This is a genomic window from Streptococcus oralis (genome assembly GCF_001578935.1).
Taxonomy (GTDB): Bacteria; Bacillota; Bacilli; order Lactobacillales; family Streptococcaceae; genus Streptococcus; species Streptococcus oralis_R.
The window spans coordinates 42,000-65,444 of the sequence record NZ_KQ969522.1 but is presented as its reverse complement, the minus strand read 5'-3'; the positions used below and the strand labels follow the sequence as shown (position 1 = coordinate 65,444).

Below are 23,445 nucleotides of genomic sequence, written 5' to 3'. Positions count from 1 at the left end.
TTTGCCTAAATTATTCCAACCGAATTATGTGAAGATTACTCTTTTCCGGACTGCAATCCTAGGTTTTTAGGTTAATAGATAGAAGAATGAACAAGAAAAGTTTAGGGTTTTTCTATCTCTTTTGCTGATTTTGTGATATAATTAACACGTATAAAAAAAGAAGGAGTCATATCTAATGGCAAAATTGACTGTTAAAGACGTTGACTTGAAAGGGAAAAAAGTTCTCGTTCGTGTTGACTTCAACGTACCTGTTAAAGATGGCGTGATTACCAACGACAACCGTATCACTGCAGCTCTTCCAACTATCAAGTACATCCTTGAACAAGGTGGACGTGCAATCCTCTTCTCTCACCTTGGACGTGTAAAAGAAGAAGCAGACAAAGAAGGTAAATCACTTGCTCCTGTAGCTGCTGACTTGGCTGCTAAATTGGGACAAGAAGTTAAATTTATTCCAGGTGTTACACGTGGTGCTGAATTGGAAGCCGCTGTTAACGCTCTTGAAGATGGACAAGTTCTCTTGGTTGAAAACACTCGTTTCGAAGATGTTGACGGCAAAAAAGAATCTAAAAATGATCCTGAACTTGGTAAATACTGGGCATCACTTGGAGATGGTGTCTTTGTAAACGATGCATTCGGTACAGCTCACCGTGCACACGCATCTAACGTTGGTATCTCAGCAAACGTTGAAAAAGCTGTTGCTGGTTTCCTTCTTGAAAACGAAATTGCCTACATCCAAGAAGCAGTTGAAGCTCCAGAACGTCCATTCGTAGCGATCCTTGGTGGTTCAAAAGTATCAGACAAGATCGGTGTTATCGAAAACTTGCTTGAAAAAGCTGATAAAGTTCTTATCGGTGGTGGGATGACTTACACATTCTACAAAGCTCAAGGTATCGAAATTGGTAACTCACTTGTAGAAGAAGACAAATTGGATGTTGCGAAAGCTCTTCTTGAAAAAGCAAACGGCAAATTGATCTTGCCAGTTGACTCAAAAGAAGCAAACGCATTTGCTGACTACACTGAAGTGAAAGACACTGAAGGTGAAGCAGTAGACCCAGGCTTCCTTGGTTTGGATATCGGTCCTAAATCTATCGCTAAATTTGACGAAGCTTTGACTGGTGCAAAAACAGTTGTATGGAACGGACCTATGGGTGTATTTGAAAACCCAGACTTCCAAGCTGGTACAATCGGTGTCATGGATGCTATCGTGAAGCAACCAGGTGTTAAATCAATCATCGGTGGTGGTGACTCAGCTGCTGCAGCCATCAACCTTGGCCGTGCAGACAAGTTCTCATGGATCTCTACTGGTGGTGGAGCATCAATGGAACTCCTTGAAGGTAAAGTTCTTCCAGGATTGGCAGCTTTGACTGAAAAATAAATAGTTAACTAAAAGAAGATGGTGTGACCATCTTCTTTTTAATTTAATTTATAAATATGTGGAATTTTTCTATAAATAAAAAGAAAAAAGAGTAAATATTTGCATCCTGCCTTGTAAAGTGCTAGTATAAGAAGTAACGACTAAATTTAGATAAGGAAAGGGATTATAATGAAAAATAAAAAAGAAGTCTATGGATTTCGTAAAAGCAAAGTTGCGAAAACTTTGTGTGGTGCTGTTTTAGGAACTGCTTTGATTGCTTTTGCAGACAAAGCAGTATTTGCTGATGAAGTTACAGAGACAACTAGTACAAGTACAGTTGAGGTAGCTACTACAGGAAACCCAGCCACAAATCTACCTGAAGCTCAGGGGGAAATGAGCCAAGTTGCCAAAGAAAGCCAAGCTAAGGCTGGTTCTAAAGACTCAGCTTTGCCAGTAGAAGTATCATCAGCTGATTTGGATAAAGCAGTTGCTGATGCAAAATCTGCAGGAGTTAAGGTGGTTCAAGATGAAACAAAAGACAAAGGAACAGCCACAACTGCTACAGAGAATGCTCAAAAACAAGATGAGATTAAAAGCGACTATGCTAAACAGGCTGAAGAAGTAAAGACAACAACTGAAGCATATAAAAAAGAAGTTGCAGCTCATCAGGCTGAAACAGATAAAGTCAATGCTGAAAATAAAGCAGCGGATGACAAGTATCAAAAAGATCTAAAAAGTCATCAAGAAGAAGTTGAAAAAATCAACACTGCCAATGCAACAGCTAAAGCAGAATATGAGGCTAAGCTAGCACAATATCAAAAAGATTTAGCAACTGTCAAAAAAGCAAATGAAGATAGTCAACAGGATTATCAAAATAAACTTTCAGCTTACCAGACAGAATTAGCTCGAGTACAAAAAGCTAATGCTGAAGCTAAAGAGGCATATGATAAAGCAGTAAAAGAAAATACTGCAAAAAATGCAGCACTTCAAGCTAAAAATGAAGAAATTAAGCAACAGAATGATAAAGCCAAAGCAGACTATGAAGCTAAAGTTGCGAAATATGAAGCAGACCTTGCCAAGTATAAGAAAGAGTTGGCTGAGTATCCTACTAAATTAAAGGCTTATGAAGATGAGCAGGCCAAAATTAAGGCTGCATTGGTAGAACTTGAAAAAAATAAGGATCAGGACGGGTACTTGTCTAAGCCATCTGCTCAGAGTTTGGTTTATGATTTAGAACCGAAAGCTCAACTGGACCTCAAAACAGAAGGAAAACTTCTTACAGCAGCAGCTGTTGATGAAGCCTTCAAGAAAGATACTGACCAATATGGCAAGAAAAATCTTCAGTTAGACAATCTCAATGTCAAGAACTTGGAGAACGGTGCAACTACTTCTTCAGTGGAATTGTATGGTAATATTGGAGACAAATCAGACTGGACAACCAATGTAGGGAATAAAACGGAGGTGAAATGGGGCTCAGTTCTTCTAGAAAAAGGGCAAAGCGTAACTGCAACTTATACCAACCTTCAAAATTCATACTACAACGGTAAAAAGATTTCCAAGATTGTTTACAAATATACTGTAGATCCTTCTTCACAATTTAAAAATCCTAGTGGAAAAGTTTGGTTGGGGATCTTTACCGACCCTACTCTAGGAGTCTTTGCTTCAGCCTATACGGGTCAAGTAGAAAAAGACACTTCGCTTTTCATTAAAAATGAATTCACCTTCTATGATGAAAATGATCAGCCAATTAATTTTGACAACGCCCTTCTTTCTGTAGCATCGCTTAACCGTGAGCACAACTCTATTGAGATGGCCAAGGATTATAGTGGTAAGTTTGTCAAAATCTCCGGTTCATCCATCGGTGAAAAGAATGGCATGATTTATGCAACTGAGACGCTCAACTTTAGACAAGGACAGGGTGGAGCTCGCTGGACCATGTATACTAGAGCGAGCGAGCCGGGTTCTGGTTGGGATACTTCTGATGCACCAAACTCTTGGTATGGTGCAGGAGCTATTAGTATGTCTGGAACTACGAATCATGTTACGGTTGGCGCAACGTCTGCTACCAATGTGATGCCTGTAGCGGAAATGCCTCAAGTACCTGGACGAGACAATACTGAAGGTAAAAAACCAAACATTTGGTACTCACTTAATGGTAAAATTCGTGCGGTCAACGTTCCAAAAATTACTAAGGAAAAACCAACTCCACCGGTAGCACCAACTGAACCACAAGCTCCTACTTATGAAGTAGAGAAACCATTGGAACCAGCTCCAGTAGCACCAAGCTATGAAAATGAGCCAACTCCACCGGTAAAAACTCCAGATCAACCAGAGCCATCAAAGCCAGAAGAGCCAAATTATGATCCATTGCCAACACCACCGGTAGCACCAACTCCTAAGCAGTTGCCAACACCACCAGCGGTGCCAACAGTTCACTTCCATTACAATCGTCTTTTTGCACAACCTCAGATTAATAAAGAAATTAAAAATGAGGATGGAGTAGATATCGACCGTACCCTAGTTGCTAAGCAGTCTGTAGTGAAGTTTGAGTTGAAAACGGAAGCTTTAACTGCAGGGCGTCCAAAAACAACTTCGTTTGTATTGGTAGATCCACTTCCAACTGGCTATCAGTTTGATTGGGAAGCAACCAAGGCTGCAAGCAAAGGGTTTGAAACAAGCTATGACAAAGCTAGTCACACTGTAACCTTTAAGGCTACTGAGGAGACCTTGGCTGCTTTCAATGCGGATTTGACAAAATCCTTTGAGACTCTATATCCAACTGTTGTTGGTCGTGTCTTGAATGATGGGGCGACTTATACAAATAACTTTACATTGACAGTCAACGATGCCTACGGTGTCAAGTCAAACATTGTTCGTGTAACGACTCCAGGTAAACCAAATGATCCTGACAATCCAAATAACAACTACATCAAGCCTTTGAAAGTTAACAAGAACAAGCAAGGTGTGAATATTGATGGCAAAGAAGTTCTAGCTGGTTCAACGAACTACTATGAACTCACATGGGATTTGGACCAATACAAGGGAGATAAATCTTCTAAAGAAGCAATTCAAAATGGTTTCTACTATGTGGATGATTATCCAGAAGAAGCCTTAACCCTTCATCCAGAATTGGTTAAGATTCGTGATCTAGAGGGCAACCTTGTATCAGGTATCAGTGTTCAACAATATGATAGTTTAGAAGCTGCGCCTAAGAAGGTTCAAGAGCTGTTGAAGAAAGCCAACATCACTGTTAAAGGTGCTTTCCAACTCTTCTCAGCTGATAATCCAGCTGAATTCTACAAGAACTATGTAGCAACAGGAAAATCATTGCTCATCACAGATCCGATGACAGTTAAACCTGAATTTGGTCAAACGGGTGGTAAGTATGAAAACAAAGCCTACCAAATTGATTTTGGAAATGGCTATGCTACAGAAGTAGTTGTCAACAACGTACCGAAAATCACACCGAAAAAAGATGTGACAATCAGTATGGATCCAAGTAGTGACAATATCGATGGTCAAACCATTCCGTTGAACCAGTACTTCAATTATCGTTTGATTGGTGGTTTGATTCCACAAAATCATTCTGAGGACTTGAATGACTATAGTTTTGTAGATGATTATGACCAAAAAGGTGATCAATACACTGGAAATTATAAAGTTCTTGCCAAGGTTGATATCCGATTGAAAGACGGTCGTGTTATCAAGGCAGGGACAGACTTAACAGCTGAAACACAGGTTGAACATGATCAAGATAAGGGAATGATTACAATTCGCTTCAAGGAAGAATTCCTTCAAGAGATTCAGTTGGATTCTCCATTCCAGGCTGAGACTTATATTCAAATGAAACGAATTGCTGTCGGAACCTTTGAAAATACCTATGTAAATACTGTGAACAAAGTTGCTTACGCTTCAAATACAGTTCGCACGACAACGCCAGAACCTAAGAAACCAGAGGAGCCAACAACTCCTACTCCAAATCCAAAAGGTAACCCTACTCTACCTCAAACAGGTACAAATGATTCAAGCTACATGCCATATCTTGGTCTAGCAGCTTTAGTAGGAGTTTTAGGACTTGGTCAGTTGAAACGTAAAGAAGACGAAAGCAACTAAGCTCTAAAAGTTAAATAGAAAAGAGGAACTCTGTTTCCTCTTTTTTATAGTCTAAATTAAAAAACGCTTCCTATTGATTTTCACTCATAAAATCAACTAATTTATGTTAAAATGGTAGTAGAAAGTTGAAATTATGGGCTATTTTAAAAAATATAAATTTGATAAATCACAGTTCAAACTTGGCATGCGAACCTTTAAAACCGGTATTGCTGTTTTTCTAGTTCTCTTGATTTTTGGTTTTTTTGGCTGGAAGGGGCTTCAAATTGGAGCGTTAACAGCGGTCTTCAGTTTACGAGAGAGCTTTGATAAGAGCGTCCATTTTGGAACTTCGCGTATCTTAGGAAACAGTATTGGCGGTTTTTACGCCCTTGTCTTTTTCCTCTTAAACACTTTATTTCATGGAGCCTTTTGGGTAACCTTACTAGTTGTTCCAATTTGCACCATGTTAACCATTATGACAAATGTTGCCATGAACAACAAGGCAGGAGTTATTGGTGGTGTAGCGGCTATGTTGATTATTACCCTATCAATACCAAGCGGAGAAACATTTTTGTACGTGTTTGCGCGCGTATTTGAAACATTTATGGGAGTTTTTGTCGCAATCCTTGTGAATTATGATATTGAGCAACTGAAACTCTTTTGGGAGAAAAAAAGAAAATAATGTTACATTTTATGACATTATTCGTTGACGTTTGTCTTTTTTTAGACTATAATAGACAGAAAGAAGGAAATTGTAAATGAAGGAAAGAGAATTTCGCCGAAATATGGCTGTTTTTCCTATCGGCAGTGTTATGAAATTGACCGATCTCTCGGCGCGTCAGATTCGTTATTATGAAGATCAAGAGTTGATTAAACCTGATCGAAACGAAGGAAACCGTCGCATGTATTCATTGAATGACATGGATCGTCTACTTGAAATCAAAGATTATATCTCTGAAGGTTTTAATATCGCTGCCATTAAGAAGAAATATGCTGAACGTGAGGCGAAGTCCAAGAAAGCCGTGAGTCAGACGGAAGTGCGTCGTGCACTTCACAATGAACTCCTCCAGCAGGGGCGCTTTGCTTCAGCGCAGTCACCTTTTGGTCGCGGTTAGGCAATCGCAAGTAGTCAGATATTAAGGAGAAAACCCATGCCAATCACAGCTGCAGATATTCGTCGTGAAGTCAAGGAAAAAAACGTTACCTTTATCCGTCTCATGTTTTCAGATATCTTGGGAACCATGAAGAACGTCGAAATTCCTGCTACAGATGAACAGTTAGATAAAGTCTTGTCAAACAAGGCTATGTTTGATGGATCTTCTATTGAAGGTTTTGTACGTATCAATGAGTCAGATATGTACTTGTATCCAGACTTGGATACATGGACAGTATTCCCTTGGGGGGATGAAAATGGAAGTGTTGCAGGTTTGATCTGTGATGTCTATACAACAGAAGGAGAACCATTTGCAGGTGACCCTCGTGGCAATTTGAAACGTGCTCTTCGTCACATGGAAGAAGCGGGATTCAAATCTTTTAACCTTGGTCCAGAGCCTGAGTTCTTCCTCTTTAAACTGGATGAAAATGGGGACCCAACCCTTGAAGTGAATGACAAGGGGGGCTACTTCGACTTGGCCCCTACTGACCTTGCGGACAATACGCGTCGTGAGATTGTGAATGTCTTGACCAAAATGGGATTTGAAGTAGAAGCGAGTCACCACGAAGTGGCCGTTGGTCAACACGAAATCGACTTCAAGTATGATGAAGTCCTCCGTGCCTGTGACAAGATTCAAATCTTTAAACTCGTTGTTAAAACTATTGCTCGTAAACACGGCCTTTACGCAACCTTTATGGCAAAACCAAAGTTTGGTATTGCTGGATCAGGTATGCACTGTAACATGTCCTTGTTTGATGCAGAAGGAAACAATGCCTTCTTTGATCCAAATGATCCAAAAGGAATGCAGTTGTCTGAAACGGCCTACCATTTCCTTGGTGGTTTGATCAAGCATGCTTACAACTATACTGCTATCATGAACCCAACAGTTAACTCATACAAACGTTTGGTTCCAGGTTATGAAGCACCTGTTTATATTGCTTGGGCTGGTCGTAACCGTTCGCCACTTGTTCGCGTACCAGCTTCACGTGGTATGGGAACTCGTCTTGAGTTGCGTTCAGTGGACCCAATGGCAAACCCATACATCGCTATGGCGGTTCTTTTGGAAGTTGGTTTGCATGGTATTGAAAACAAAATCGAAGCACCAGCTCCTATCGAAGAAAATATCTACATCATGACAGCAGAAGAGCGTAAGGAAGCTGGAATCACAGACCTTCCATCAACTCTTCACAACGCCTTGAAAGCTTTGACTGAAGATGAAGTGGTCAAGGCAGCCCTAGGTGAGCACATCTACACTAGCTTCCTTGAAGCGAAACGTATCGAGTGGGCTAGCTATGCGACCTTCGTTTCACAATGGGAAGTTGATAATTATTTAGATCTTTATTAATATAGAAGAAAGATTGCCTGAGGGCGGTCTTTTTTATTACTGCAAATTTTAAATGTATTTTGATGTTGTTTTTAGTATAGTTATTATATTTAAAAATAGGAAATAAGAAAGGGTTGATTATGCATTAAAAAGAAATAATATTCCGAAAATAACTCCCAAGAATTTTCGTTATACCTATTTAATACATTGATATAGAGGATTTAGTGTGGGAAAGAAAAAGTTTACAATTTGGCAACATATTTCTTGAAATACGAATTAGTAAATGATAAAATGTTTTTTGGAATAGATGAGTTTTGGAGGATTTATAAATTTTTTAATATATTATTCATTTAAATTCTACTCGCCATATTTCATTAAAATTAAAAAGGAAAGGAGATTCTATGCAAAAAGATAAGTGGTGGCTTCCGTTTTTAGCAGTGGGAGTCATCATCGGATTGTCGGTGGGTTTGATTTATTATACTAGCCCCGTTAAGGACGGAGAAGTAGGGACTTCATCAGTTTCGCAATCAACTTCAAGTGCTGAGAAGAACACTGCCTTGAGTCTGAAAGGTCAACAATTACCCGAATTTAAAATGACCACTCGAGAAGGCGGTGTGATTGCCAGTTCAGAACTGTATGATAAACCCATGTTAGTTGTTGAATGGGCGAGTTGGTGTCCAGATTGCCAGAAACAACTGCCCATTGTTCAAAAAATGTATGAAAAGTATGGAGGACAGGTTCATTTTGTGTTGCTAAACATGAGTGATCCAGATAGGGAGACAAAGGAGAATGCTGATCGCTATATCAAAGAAAAAGGTTATACTTTCCCGTATTATTACGATATAGACCAGTCAGCAGCTGATACTCTACAGGTCCAAACCATTCCTAGTATGTATCTCGTAGATAAAAAACAAGAAATCAAGAATGTCTTGATTAGCCATACCACGTCAGAAACTTTCACGAAAGAGCTACAAGCGATACTAAACTAGCCATACAGTATAGGTATATAGAAAATAAGGAGGTAAAAGAAATCGTAATAGGATTTCAAAGGAGACAATGAGAGATTTTATTAAAAAAGTTTCCATTTTGTTTATGATTCTGTTTCTGTCTATTCCTTTAACGTTAGCAAGCATGCTGTTTGGAAGAACAGCTGCGGCTGAGGGGATTGATACGACACAAGTAGGAAGTGATACAACAATCACACAAAATGGATGTTACCGAAAAATTGAAAAGAAAGAAAAAATCGCTTGGCAATTGCCAAGACAACCAATTGACTTGGTTATCTTGCAGGATGCCAGCGGATCGTTTAAAAATACAATTGGCAACGTTCAGTCTGCTTTAAAGACCTTGACTGAACCAGTTGCTCTTGAAAAATACGATGAAAAAAATCCGCGTTTAGTATTTACAGGTGACGAGAAAACAACAGACCGTGTATTTATGTCTACTTATCAAGGTATTGATGCTATCCGCTATTATACTACAGTAGATAATAATGACTATGCTACATACTACGGAACGTATAATATGACTAGTGGTAGATATAGTTATCAAAATACAGGGTTGGTTTCAGATTATGACACTGTGCGAAATTTTGTTGATAATATTAATGTGGATGGTGGTACTCCTACAGTGCCAGCTATTTCAGACACTCTGATGCAATATAATGCTGCAAAATATCAGGGCGGTGGAATGGCTAATAATCGTAAAACAGTATTCTTACTGATTACGGACGGTGTTGCCAATGGTTACCGAAGAGAAAATGATAGTACTGTGTATTTTGATTCCAGTGAGAGAAGAAGACAGATACTAGCTTCGAATTACTTTAGTAATCATTTGGAAGCTACGCAAAATTATGTTGATCGTGCTAATGAATTAAAACAAGCTGGAGAAACAATTAAGGCTTCTATTGGGGATAACGGCACAGTAGTTGTTGGTTTTTGGGAAGATTTGCCATCGTTTATCACAAAGGGGCAATATGGGGAGTATTATCAAGGAACGGGATTAGATCCTAATGATACTCGTCCAGTTCAAACGATTTTCCATGAGGCTTTACGATCAGTGGCTTCTCCTGATAAAGATGTTAATGGGCAACAGGCTTCCTTCTATGTCAACGAGCAATCAGATCCAAAACGCTTTGCAGATAATATCCTTAAGGCTGTAACAGCTGCAATGGTGAAAGAAAACGTTGCCGGGGAATTTACTGTAACCGACGGTTACAAGGTTGATCAGGTACGGATTAATGGCAAAGTTGTTGTTGATAAAGTAACGGATGACTCTAAACAAATCCAAGGTACAGTGAAACAAAATGGCAATAATGTCACAATCTCTGTTCCGGAGAGTGTCTTTAATCCAGGAAACAATGAGTTTGATTATGATTTGAGTAAAGAAGCTCGTACTCCTGAAACAAATGAAGATGACGAAGTTGACCCACCGGCAGGTTATACTCCAAAGACAGAAGAGATTGAGTTGCCACAACTTGTTGGTAAGTTCAAGGTAGGTGATTATGAGACGACAGAAATTGGAAGTAAACAACCAGAGAAAGTTTCTGTTACAGAACTAGCCTACTGTTACCCAAGTGCCACCAAGAAAATTGCAGACCAAGATCAAAGCAATGATACTGGTACTATTGAAGATCCGCTTCAATTAACTAAAAAACCATCCTATGCAGCGAACTTGTCTGCGAAAGATGAAACATTTACTTATACAGTAGATTACAACTTTAACAACGTTCCTTATGAGTTTAAGCAAAACGTTATGTTGACAGACCCTCTTGACTATCGTTTGGAGGTTGTAGGTCACCATGCGTCTGGCCCAGAAGGTACTATCCTGACACGTGTTGTGAAGCAAAAGGATGATCTTGGAAACGACCGAGAAGTTGTTGTTGCGGACGTACCAAGTGTGAATGGTTATGATTACTTACTCTTTAAGAAGGCTCAAATGACCATTACGGTTCGCTTGAAGGAGCAATATCGCAATAATCAAGCGAGCAAAGAATTTATGGCTCTTCTTCAGGATAATGATGGCTTTGGTTTGCTGAACCAAGGTAATATCATGTGGAATGGTGAGGATAACACACCAGACCAAAGTAAACATGCTAAAACCGCTGATAAACCAAGTACAATCCGTCGCTCAAATCCAGTCTATGTGAAACCACCAGTTGAAACAGAGATTGAAAAGAAAGTAAACGACAAGGAACATGAAGATCTTAAGACGGAAGATGAAGTCTTCAAGTATAAGGTATCTGTTCCATGGCCAGGTATTGCGAATAACTTTAGCATTACCGATACAGTTGTTCCAGAATTGGAAGTTCAACCAAATTCTGTGAAGGTAACTATTGGCGGAAAAGATAATGCTGAATTGACAAAAGCGACAACAGTTTCAGGTCAAACTGTTTCAGTTTCATTGGATAAGACTGATCTTGAAAAAATTACACGTAAGGTAACGCGTCGTAAGACCAAAGACATCCAATATGTCGAACTGATATTTGATGCTAAAATTCGTCCTGGTGCGGACCTTTCTAAGTACAAGAAAGATGGTCAGGTTAAAGTGCCAAATACGGCAGATGTTGCCTTGAATGATATCAAGAAAACTTCTAATGAAGTAACGGTTACCCCACCAAAACCAAAAGAACCTTCTATTGATAAGAAGATTAATGAGAACTTGGATACATTCCAAACATTTGATGGACAACCATACAACTACAACATTACTACAGCTGTGCCGAGTGATGTTGCTAATTACAAGAAATTTGTGATTCGTGATACACTGGATGCTAATTTGGAACTTGCAGGAGACGTAAGTATTAAAGGTTCTGCAGCGGCCCTCTTTGATATCCACACCAATGGCCAAGAGATTACGGCAACGGTGAAGGATGGTCAGTTTGGTGAACTTGCAAAATACTCAACTGTTGAACTAGTCATTCCTGCAAAAGTTAAAAATGGTGTGACAGGTACAACCATTGAAAACAAGGCTTCTATTTCCTTTACAAATGAGAATAATGTAGAGAAAGAAGTTGAAACGAAACCTGTCACCGTAACGCCACCTCCTGTAACGAAGAAGATCAATGAAACCCTTGATCACTTAGATATCGCGACAGGTCAAGCGTATAACTACAACATTAAGACAAAACTTCCAACAGATATTACAGATTACAAGAAATTTGTGATTACAGATACACTTGAAGGAGATTTGTCAGTTATCAATGAAACTTCAAGCAAACCAGTTATCAAAGGAGCGGCTGCAGCCTTCTTCGATGTAACAGTTGAGGGTCAAACCGTGACTGCAACGATGAAGGACTTTGCGAACGCTACAGCTCTTGCTGGTCAAGAAGTGGAATTGATTATTCCGGCTAAGATCAATGATGGAGTGACTCGTATCAACATTCCAAATACTGCGAAGTTCAGCTTCACAGATAAGAACGATCATAGCGGAGAAAAAGAAACGAAACCTGTCACCGTAACCCCTCCATCAGAACCAGGTGTTGATAAGAAAATCAATGAAACACTGACAGAGGCAACAATCGGGGCAGAAACCGACTTTACTTATAATATCAAAGCGAAATTGCCAAATGATATTACAACGTACAAGTCCTTCGTTGTAACGGATACCTTGGATGAGAACTTGACTCCAGGTCAAGCTGAAATCAAGGGAGCGGCAGCGAAATTCTTCGATGTAACAGTTCAAGATCAAACAGTGACTGCAACGATGAAAGATTTTGCGAATGCGGGTGACTACGGTAACCAAGAAGTAGAGCTCGTGATTCATGCCAAAGTGAAGAAAGGCTCAACTGTTCCATCTATTGAGAACAAAGCTAAGATTACTTACACCAACAAGAATGACCAACAAGGTGAGAAAGAAACCAAGCCGGTCACTGTTACACCACCACCAATCACTAAGAAGGTGAATGGTCAGGAACACGCAGATCTTGGTAAGTTATCAGAAAGCTTTACTTATACGATTGACTCAACGGTTCCACATGTGGCAGATAGCTTCACCATTTCAGATGATATCGTCAAAGAATTGGCATTTGAAGGAGAAGCAACGGTCACTGTTGATGGCCAAGCTGTTCAAGACCTCACTGTAACAACAGAAGGTCAACGTTTGACGGTCACATTTGGTAAAGAGCAAGTGAAACAATATGCTGGTAAAGCTGTACAAGTTTCATTTAAGGCTAAGGTGAAGGAAGGCATTACCTTTGATGCACTCTTAGCAGCTTATCCAAATGAATCAAAAGACAAGCCGGTAGTACCAAATACTGCTAGCTACATCATTAATGATAATCCTGATTCTAAGAAAGAATCAAAACCAGTTACCGTTACACCACCACCAACCACTACTCCAGAGCTTAAGAAGGAAGTAAACGGAGCAGAACGTTATGATCTTGCAAAACGTAATGAAGAATTTACTTATACTTTGAAAACAACAATGCCTGCCAGCGCAACTGTGTTTGAGATGACAGACGAGTTGAAAGAAGTTCTAGAATTTGTCGGTGAGAATGCTTCAGCTACTGTTAAACTTGATGGTGAGGATGCAGGATCGAAGGCGACAGTGACACTTTCTGGTCAAGTCATCAAAGTTGCCTTTACAGAAGCTTCTGTAAAAGCAGATGCCGGTAAGTCAATTGAAGTGAATTTCAAGGCTAAGATTAGAGATAATGCCAACTTATCAGCTTATGTGAATAAAGATGGTAAGACAGAGATTCCGAATAAGGCTTCTTATGATATTGATCATAATCCAAAATACCACAAGGATTCAAATGAAGTTCCAGTAACGCCACCAACACCAGAAGAGCCAGAGATCAAGAAAGATGTGAATGGCAAGGCAGAAGCAACACTTGCGAAACGTGATGAAGTCTTCACTTATAATGTGAAAACAAGTGTAGCGCAAGATGCGACAGCCTTCAGCGTAACCGATAAGATCGAAGATGTTCTTGAGTTCGCAGGGACTTCAAGTGCTAAATTGAATGGTCAAGCTCTTGATGCTAGCCAAATCAAGGTAGAAGGTCAAACCATCACCTTGACGCTTACAGAAGACCAAGTGAAAGCCAATGGCGGTCAAGCAGTTGAATTAACATTCGACGCCAAGATCAAAGCTGGCGTAAACTTGTCTGCATATGTGAAGGAAGACGGCCGTACACAGATTCCAAATAAGGCTTCTTACGACGCAAGCTTCCCACACAAACCAGGTGTGCACAAAGACTCTAACGAAGTCCCAGTAACGCCACCAACACCAGAAGAGCCAGAGATCAAGAAAGATGTGAACGGCAAGGCAGAAGCAACACTTGCGAAACGTGATGAAGTCTTCACTTATAATGTGAAAACAACAGTAGCGCAAGATGCGACAGCCTTCAGCGTAACCGATAAGATCGAAGATGTTCTTGAGTTCGCAGGGACTTCAAGTGCTAAATTGAATGGTCAAGCTCTTGATGCTAGCCAAATCAAGGTAGAAGGACAAACCATTACCTTGACGCTTACAGAAGACCAAGTGAAAGCCAATGGCGGTCAAGCAGTTGAATTAACGTTCGACGCCAAGATCAAAGCTGGCGCAAACTTGTCCGCATATGTGAAGGAAGACGGTCGTACACAGATTCCGAATAAGGCTTCTTATGACGCAAGCTTCCCACACAAACCAGGTGTGCACAAGGATTCGAATGAAGTTCCAGTAACGCCACCAACACCAGACGAGCCAGAGATCAAGAAAGATGTGAATGGCAAAGAAGCTGAAACTCTTGACAAACGCGATCAAGTCTTCACCTATAACGTGAAAACAAGTGTAGCGCAAGATGCGACAGCCTTCTCAGTCACAGACACACTAGTGGACGTTCTTGAATTCGCAGGAACTTCAAGTGCTAAATTGAATGGTCAAGCTCTTGATGCTAGCCAAATCAAGGTAGAAGGACAAACCATTACCTTGACGCTTACAGAAGACCAAGTGAAAGCCAATGGCGGTCAAGCAGTTGAATTAACATTCGACGCGAAGATCAAAGCTGGCGTGAACTTGTCTGCATATGTGAAGGAAGACGGCCGTACACAGATTCCGAATAAGGCTTCTTACGACGCAAGCTTCCCACACAAACCAGGTGTGCACAAGGATTCGAATGAAGTTCCAGTAACGCCTCCAACACCAGAAGAGCCAGAGATCAAGAAAGATGTGAATGGCAAAGAAGCTGAAACTCTTGACAAACGCGATCAAGTCTTCACCTATAACGTGAAAACAAGTGTAGCGCAAGATGCGACAGCCTTCAGCGTAACCGATAAGATCGAAGATGTTCTTGAGTTCGCAGGAACTTCAAGTGCTAAATTGAATGGTCAAGCTCTTGATGCTAGCCAAATCAAGGTAGAAGGTCAAATGATTACCTTGACCCTTACAGAAGACCAAGTGAAAGCCAATGGCGGTCAAGCAGTTGAATTAACATTCGACGCGAAGATTAAAGCTGGCGTAAACTTGTCTGCATATGTGAAGGAAGACGGCCGTACACAGATTCCGAATAAGGCTTCTTACGACGCAAGCTTCCCACACAAACCAGGTGTGCACAAGGATTCGAATGAAGTCCCAGTAACACCTCCAACACCAGACGAGCCAGAAATCAAGAAAGATGTGAATACTAAAGCTGAGGAAACCCTCGCTGATCGTGACCAAATTTTCACTTACAACGTGAAAACAAGTGTTCCAACAGATGCGACAGCCTTCAGTGTAAGCGATACACTTGAATCTGTTCTTGATTATGCAGGTTCAGTAAAAGCGAGCTTGAATGGTCAAGCCCTTGATGTAAATCAAATCAAGGTAGAAGGTCAAACGATTACCTTGACGCTTACAGAAGACCAAGTGAAAGCCAATGGCGGTCAAGCTGTTGAATTGAGCTTCACTGCGAAGATTAAAGCGGGAGCTGATTTGACTCCATATCTAACAGATCGTGGATTCACTGTTCCAAATACGGCTTCTTATGATGCGAAGTTCCCACACAAACCAGGGCTACACAAAGATTCGAATAAAGTTCCGGTTATCGTTCCAAAAGAACCAGAACCAGAAATTACGAAGAAAATCAATCGTACCTTGGACCACTTGGATGTCGAATACGATGCACCTTACATGTACAATGTCAATACAGCTTTACCAAAAGATATTGATAAGTACAAAGAGTTCACCGTAGCGGATACTCTTGAATCTGTTTTAGCAATCGCTGATACGCCAGTAGCCTATGTGGATGGTCGTGATGCAAATGGAGCTCTTGAAACAAGTGTTAAGGGAAATACTGTCACTGTAAAAGTGAAAGATTTCGCTCGACTAAAAGGCTTCAAAGAGATTCAATTGTACATCCCAGCTAAACTCAAAGCGAATAGCGATTTGAAAGCTTATAAGGACCAATTGGTACCAAACAAAGCAACTGTCAACTTCAAGGATGCCAATGGTCAATCTGGTAGCAAGGAATCAAAACCGGTAACGGTGAAACCACGTGACCCAGAAAAACCAACAGATCCGACGCCAGGTGAACCTGCTAAGACAGTTGGGCCAGAAAATGGATCAACACCAGGGACTTCATATAACTTGCCAAATGCAACAGATACTTTCCGCTTCGATATCACTACTCCGGTTCCAACGGATCCAGTGGATGAAAATGGAAATGCCAAGAAAGATCAATATGGTCGTCTTGTCAAGACAGATTTGACGAACTTCACGATCAGTGATGAAATCCATTCAGTTTTGAAAGTCAATAAAGACCGCATCGCTCTTAAAGTTGAAAATGCTCAGTTTGACAAGCTCAAAGCAGCTCTTCAAGCCCAAGTTGAACAGGCAGAGAAGGAACTGAAAGCTTTGACAGGTAAGTCAACTGATGAGACCTCAACAGAGAATAACAAGAAGGAAGACCTAAAAGCGGCGGAAGCTAAAGTGGCTGAATTGAAAGCGAAGTTGGAAGCAGCTAAGGCAGCGCAACCAGCTAAACCAGCTGAAGCGGAAACGCCGGCAACTCAAGCTACATCTGATTCTTCTGCAACAGAAGATAAGAAACCTGCTGACACCGAAACAAGTCAAAATCTTGCAAGCCTAGAGGCAGAGTTGAAAGCAGCTGAAGAAAACTTGGCTAAGCTTCAAGCACCAGCGGAGAAAGAAGCAGAATTAGCGCCAGCTGATAAGAAACAACAACAAGAGAAACTTGAAAATGAAATCAAGAACCTGAAAGAAGCTCAAACTAAGCTTCAAGCAGCTATTGATAAATTGAGTAAGGTTTCAAATGATCGTAGTGAATTAGTAGGTAAAGAGTTGGAAGCAATTGCCACTGTTACTTACGATGAAGCTCAAAACATTGTAACTCTTGAAATCAGCGATAAGGATGTTCTTGAAGCCTTGAAGGGAAGTAAAGTAACTCTCGTTCTTTATACAAACTTCAGAGAAGGAACAGATTTTGCACAATTCGCGACAGGTGTACCAAATACGGCAAAAGTAAGCTTTAACGATAAATCAAAAACTACCAACAAGGTTGTGGTGACACCACCGGTTCCGGTAACGCCACCAGCTCCAAATATCCCACCAGCAGAGGGGGATATTCCGAAAAAACCAACAGAACCAGGTAAAACATTGCCAAATACAGGTTCTGAAGTTTCTACAGTTCTTGAAGTATTTGCAGCTCTTGCTGCAGGACTTGCAGGACTTCTGGTTTGGAAACGTAAAGCTGAACGTTAGTACCATGTAGTAAGAGGAGAGTAGAAAAATTTACTCTTCTCCTTACTGTATATTGAAAGTGTTAAGGGAAAAAATAATGAGTAGAAAAAAATTATTAAAGTTAGGGATTTCTATACTTGCTTTAAATGCTCTTGGAGTAGCAACTTATCATGTAGCTCCTGGCTTGTATCGAATTCCAACAGTGCATGCAGAAGAGACTCCGGCAGAAGATGAAGAAATTCCAGACGGACAAGAGCGAAACATTGCAAATACGTTCAAAAGAATGCTCAATAATATAGAATCTTCGATTAAAGATTATACAGATAATCCAGAAGAGGAGAATAAAGAACTCCTAGAGGGTGATGTAGAAGAAGCAAAGAATTTTTTTGAGACTGCAAAGAAGGCAATGAAGAGTCCAGAAGGTCAAAAAAGTTTTGCGGCACTTGAAGCTCGTTACAATGAGTTGAAAGCCAAGGCTGAGGCGCTTCTCTCAGGGGGAGATTTAAAAGAAGAACATCAAGAAGTCACAACTACTGAGGAGATTCCTTACCCATCTCGCACAGAAAACAATGCAGACCTTGCCGAAGGTACTCGAAAGGTAAAACAAGCGGGAGAAAAAGGTCAGAAGAAAGTTGTTTGGGATGTTACTTTGGTAAATGGCGTTGAGAAAAAACGTGATAGAAAGAGCCAAACGGTAATTAAAGAACCAGTAGAAGAAATCATCGAAGTTGGAACTAAGAAAATAGGTGTAGAAACCAAAGAAACAGTGACTGTAGAGGAGAAAGTTGCTTTCAAAGAAGAAACGAAAGTAGACCCAGCACTGGATAAAGGTCAAACACATGTTGAAGAAGGTGAAGAAGGTATCGATGAAGTCACTTATGAAGTGACAAAAGTGGATGGTGTTGAAAAATCTCGTAAAGAAGTTTCACGCAAGACTAAGAAAGCAGCAAAAAACAAGATTACTTACACCGGTGGGAAAGCTGTTGTAACCACTAAAGAAGTAACCAAAACTGAAGAAGTCGCCTTCCAGACTCGTGAGGTTGAAAATGCACTCTTAGCTGAAGGTGTTCGCCGAGTGAAAACAGCTGGGCAAAAAGGTGTTCGTACCATTGTTGAAACAGTGACTTACACAGACGGCGTTGAAACAGGTCGCGTTGAGAAATCAAACACAATCACTACTCCAGCAGTAGACGAAGTTGTCGAAGTTGGAACTAAGAAAGTAGTAGACCCAGTTGTAACGACTAAGGAAGAGACCAAGTCAGAAGAAGTTGCTTTCCAAACTAAGGAAGTAACAAATCCAGATCTTCCAGAAGGAAGTCGTCAAGTGAAGACAGCTGGTAAGAAGGGTGTTCGTACGATTGTTGAAACTGTCACTTACACAGATGGCGTTGAAACAGGTCGCGTTGAGAAATCAAACACAATCACTACTCCAGCAGTAGACGAAGTTGTCGAAGTTGGAACTAAGAAAGTAGTAGCCCCAGTTGTAACGACTAAGGAAGAAACGAAGACAGAAGATGTTGCCTTCCAAACTAAGGAAGTACCAAATGCTGACCTTCCAGAAGGAAGTCGTCAAGTGAAGACAGCTGGTAAGAAGGGTGTTCGTACGATTGTTGAAACTGTCACTTACACAGATGGCGTTGAAACAGGTCGAGTTGAGAAATCAAACATAATCACTACTCCAGCAGTAGACGAAGTTGTCGAAGTTGGAACTAAGAAAGTAACTTCTACAACAACCAACGGTAATAAGAATGATACTGCAACAACAGGGAACCAAGCTGAAAGCACTAAGAAAGAAGAAACTGCAAGCCAAGATAAGAAAGTTCTACCAAGCACAGGTACAGCTTCTACCAGTCTTCTTTCAATGATTGGTTTATTTATCGCCGGTCTAGTAGGCTTTGTCGTTCGTAAGAAGGACTAATAAACTTTCATCTGAAAGTTCTTACAGGCTTAATTTTTAAAAGAATTCAAGATTTTTCTTGAGTTCTTTTTTATTTGGGTGAAGGCTGAGATATCGTATAGTGATTAGCAGAAAAAAGTTATTTTTATGAATAAACCGAAAAGTTTCATTTTAAAGTTTCATAGTATATTTTTCATAGTATATTAAAAATGTAAGTTGATATATTGTAAACGATGATAGTATACTAATACAAAATAATAAATTTTTATCTATAATCTACTTTTAATTGCCCCCTTTTTGTGTTAGAATGAGATGAACATTTCTTTTTAAAATGATTGTATATAAATCATTTTTAGTTTGGAGGTTAATTATGAAATGGAGAAGAGGCATGAAAGTGCCGTTTTCTACTAATTTTAGTAGAAAAACAAAGGCTTATATCGGCCTAGTCGTTTTACTTTTTTCTATTTTTCTTCTTCCGGTTCAGTCTTATGCTGCATTAGAAGAGATTAAAAATGGAACGGATATCTCTACCTTGGATATTCGTAAGTTTAATTTAAATATTAACAATGCTAGTGTTTTATCTAAATCACAGTCTGTTGATCAGTTTCATCTATCGAATCCCCATTATGAATATCTAAGTGGGGGTGCTTATCCAGGTAAGATGGAAAACTTTACTCTCAAAGTAGATAAAAGTAAAAAACAAGATCAAGTTTTTGAGAATCCTTTATCTCTAAAATTCACAAATATTGGTAACGTTCACGGAAAGCAAGTAGATGCTTATTTAAAATTTAATAAGGTCACTCTTCACTATCTAAATACTGCTCAAGCAGAGTCTGAAATGAATAGTGCTCAAAAATCTACTGTCGAATTTTTCTCAATTTCTGAATTATGGGAAAGTAGTGCTTTTGAAATTGGGAATGTTCCTTATGTGGATGCGAATCATGACTACATCATGAATAAAGCGTTTTGGATTGATGCTGATGTTACAGCCGAAATTCGCTATGCTGATGGAACAGAAACAGACTTGAAATTGGTCATGAAACCAACAGATATTGATGCAATTGATGCAAACAATTTGAAGGAAACCTTCTATGTAAAAAACTATAATAATGATGTGAACCTTCGATTAATGAATAATGCCAATGTCTTGCAACAGGAAGAAGCAAGTGACCGTACTTCATGGATTGCCACTCAAATAACGGGAGGTAGTTACTATGAAAACAATGTTTCCGGTTTAGCGCTTCGTTCAAATAGTAACAGTTTGAATTTCGGTTATTCATCTACGGAAACCTGTTCGGCGGTGTTTGGACTGTATGTTGAAAAGATTGACCCAAGTCCAGTTCTAGAGGTGGAACCAACTGAGATTCCAGCTAAAGAGGGGCAGGATGTAACTTATAAGGCTACTTTTAAAGTTCCGGTTCCAGGTAAAGATCTTTTAGCAGCTCCATCATCTATTGAAATGGTTCAAAATTTTGATGATCGCTTGGACTATAAAGAACTTAAAGTTGAATCAGGTGGAGTGACTCTGCAAGAAGGACGTGACTATGCGATTGAGAAGTCAGGTCAAACAGTTACTGTTAAAATGACACCTGAGTACATAAAATCAAATTCTGTCGCTGAGATTATTATCACTTATAAAACAGTTACAAACAAAACAGTGGAAGAAAAGAGACCTGAAAAAATTAACAACACTGTAACCTTGCATGTTGATAACTTATCAGCTCCTTCTAATCAGGTGAGCACTGCTCTTCTTTACGAAAAACACCATGAATTTGTCAGTGGAACTCCAGGTAAAGAGTTGCCACAAGAAGTGAAAGACTTGCTTCCAGCAACAGAAAAGAATTTACCTAATGGCAGTCAAGTAACGCCAACACAACCAAGTCAAACGGAAGTTGAGACAACGGAAGGTACTTGGAGCTTCAAGTCCTATGACAAGACATCTGCAACCATCAATGGAGCAGACGCACACTTCGTAGGCACTTGGGAATTCACCCCAGCGCCAACCTATAAGGCAACTCACGAGTTTGTCAGCGGAACTCCAGGTAAAGAACTTCCACAAGAAGTTAAAGTCTTGCTTCCAGCAGACCAAACAGACTTGAAAGATGGCAGTCAAGCAACGCCAACGCAACCAAGTCAAACAGAAGTGAAAACAGCAGAAGGTACCTGGAGCTTCAAGTCCTATGACAAAGCATCCGAAACCATCAATGGATCAGATGCACATTTCGTAGGAACATGGGAATTCACTCCAGCGCCAACCTATAAGGCAACTCACGAGTTTGTCAGCGGAACTCCAGGTAAAGAGCTTCCACAAGAAGTGAAAACCCTACTTCCAGCAGACCAAACAGACTTGAAAGATGGCAGCCAAGCAACTCCAACACAACCAAGTCAAACAGAAGTTAAGACAGCAGAAGGCACATGGAGCTTCAAGTCCTATGACAAAGCATCCGAAACCATCAATGGAGCAGACGCACATTTCGTAGGAACATGGGAATTCACTCCAGCGCCAACCTATAAGGCGACACACGAGTTTGTCAGTGGAACGCCAGGAAAAGAGCTTCCACAAGAAGTAAAAGCCTTGCTTCCATCAGATCAAACAGATCTAAAAGATGGAAGTCAAGCGACTCCAACGCAACCAAGTCAAACAGAGGTTAAGACAGCAGAAGGCACCTGGAGCTTCAAGTCCTATGACAAGGCATCAGAAACCATCAATGGAGCGGATGCCCACTTTATCGGTACTTGGGAATTCACCCCAGCTCCAACTTACAAGGCAACACATGAGTTTGTAAGTGGAACGCCAGGAAAAGAACTTCCGCAAGAAGTGAAATCCTTACTTCCGTCAGACCAAACAGACTTGAAAGACGGTAGTCAAGCGACTCCGACTCAACCAAGTCAAACAGAAGTTAAGACCGCAGAAGGCACCTGGAGCTTCAAGTCCTATGACAAGACTTCAGAGACTGTCAACGGTTCAGATGTTAAGTTTGTAGGTACATGGGAATTTACAGCAAGCCCAGTTCCAACAGTGACTCATAAAGCGGTTCACGAGTTTGTCAGCGGAACTCCGGGTAAAGAGCTTCCACAAGAAGTGAAAGCCTTGCTTCCAGCAGACCAAACAAACTTGAAAGATGGCAGTCAAGCAACGCCAACGCAACCAAGTCAAACAGAAGTGAAGACCGCGGAAGGTACATGGAGCTTCAAGTCCTACGACAAGACATCGGAAACAATTAACGGATCAGATGTTAAGTTTGTAGGCACATGGGAATTCACCCCAGCGCCAACAGTGACTCATAAAGCGGTTCATGAGTTTATCAGTGGAACCCCTGGTAAAGAACTTCCACAGGAAGTGAAGGCCCTTCTTCCAGCAGACCAAACAAACTTGAAAGATGGCAGCCAAGTAACACCAACTCAACCAAATCAAACAGAAGTGAAGACCGCAGAAGGCACCTGGAGCTTCAAGTCCTATGACAAGACTTCAGAGACTGTCAACGGTTCAGATGTTAAGTTTGTAGGTACATGGGAATTTACAGCAAGCCCAGTTCCAACAGTGACTCATAAAGCAGTTCACGAGTTTGTCAGCGGAACTCCAGGTAAAGAACTTCCACAAGAAGTGAAAGCCTTGCTTCCATCAGACCAAACAAACTTGAAAGATGGCAGTCAAGCAACGCCAACGCAACCAAATCAAACAGAAGTGAAGACAACAGAAGGTACATGGAGCTTTAAGTCCTACGATAAGACTTCTGAAACTATTAATGGAGCGGACGTACACTTCGTAGGCACATGGGAATTCACTCCGGCCCCAGTTAAAGATTCTGGAAATAATAGTCAACCAGAAGAAAGAAGTAGTCAAAATCAGAACTTGTTGCCAAACACAGGTTCAGCAGTATCTGGTCTTCTTTCAATCATCGGTCTTGCCTTTGCAAGCCTAGCAGCTTTTATCCTTCGTAAGAAAGACTAAGCCATTCTTAGTAAAT

Annotated in this window: 9 protein-coding genes; all 9 read left to right on the top strand. The window is 40.5% G+C overall.

The window, feature by feature from the left end; all coding sequences use genetic code 11:
* Positions 1-175: 175 nt before the first annotated feature.
* The 9 genes from SORDD15_RS06710 to SORDD15_RS06670 all read left to right on the top strand — a co-directional run bounded on the left by SORDD15_RS06710 (position 176) and on the right by SORDD15_RS06670 (position 23,429).
* Positions 176-1,375 carry a phosphoglycerate kinase gene (locus tag SORDD15_RS06710; protein ID WP_061415806.1) on the top strand — a complete coding sequence of 400 codons (1,200 nt, stop codon included), beginning with the start codon at positions 176-178 and terminating at the stop codon, positions 1,373-1,375.
* 168 nt (positions 1,376-1,543) lie between these two features.
* Positions 1,544-5,467, top strand: coding sequence for an antigen I/II family LPXTG-anchored adhesin (locus tag SORDD15_RS06705; protein ID WP_061415804.1), 3,924 nt, complete (start codon positions 1,544-1,546; stop codon positions 5,465-5,467).
* A gap of 133 nt (positions 5,468-5,600) precedes the next feature.
* On the top strand, positions 5,601-6,128 hold the full coding sequence (locus SORDD15_RS06700) for an FUSC family protein (protein ID WP_061415802.1): 528 nt from the start codon (positions 5,601-5,603) through the stop codon (positions 6,126-6,128).
* Positions 6,129-6,204: 76 nt separating this feature from the next.
* Positions 6,205-6,561: a transcriptional repressor GlnR gene (gene glnR, locus SORDD15_RS06695; protein WP_038805783.1), complete on the top strand. Its 357-nt coding sequence runs from the start codon at positions 6,205-6,207 to the stop codon at positions 6,559-6,561.
* 36 nt (positions 6,562-6,597) lie between these two features.
* The gene (gene glnA / locus SORDD15_RS06690; RefSeq protein WP_061415800.1) at positions 6,598-7,944 is read left to right on the top strand and encodes a type I glutamate--ammonia ligase; all 1,347 of its coding nucleotides are present in this window, start codon (positions 6,598-6,600) and stop codon (positions 7,942-7,944) included.
* A gap of 380 nt (positions 7,945-8,324) precedes the next feature.
* Entirely contained in the window at positions 8,325-8,912 is a 588-nt protein-coding gene (locus tag SORDD15_RS06685; protein ID WP_061415799.1) for a TlpA family protein disulfide reductase, read from the top strand.
* A 67-nt stretch (positions 8,913-8,979) separates the two neighbouring features.
* Complete coding sequence (padA, locus tag SORDD15_RS06680; RefSeq protein WP_061415797.1) at positions 8,980-17,601, top strand: LPXTG-anchored isopeptide-forming adhesin PadA; 8,622 nt, start codon at positions 8,980-8,982, stop codon at positions 17,599-17,601.
* 76 nt (positions 17,602-17,677) lie between these two features.
* On the top strand, positions 17,678-19,498 hold the full coding sequence (locus SORDD15_RS06675) for a G5 domain-containing protein (protein ID WP_061415795.1): 1,821 nt from the start codon (positions 17,678-17,680) through the stop codon (positions 19,496-19,498).
* A gap of 349 nt (positions 19,499-19,847) precedes the next feature.
* Positions 19,848-23,429 (top strand): LPXTG-anchored SHIRT domain periscope protein, encoded by a 3,582-nt coding sequence (locus SORDD15_RS06670; RefSeq protein WP_061415793.1) that lies wholly within the window; start codon positions 19,848-19,850, stop codon positions 23,427-23,429.
* Positions 23,430-23,445: the final 16 nt, after the last annotated feature.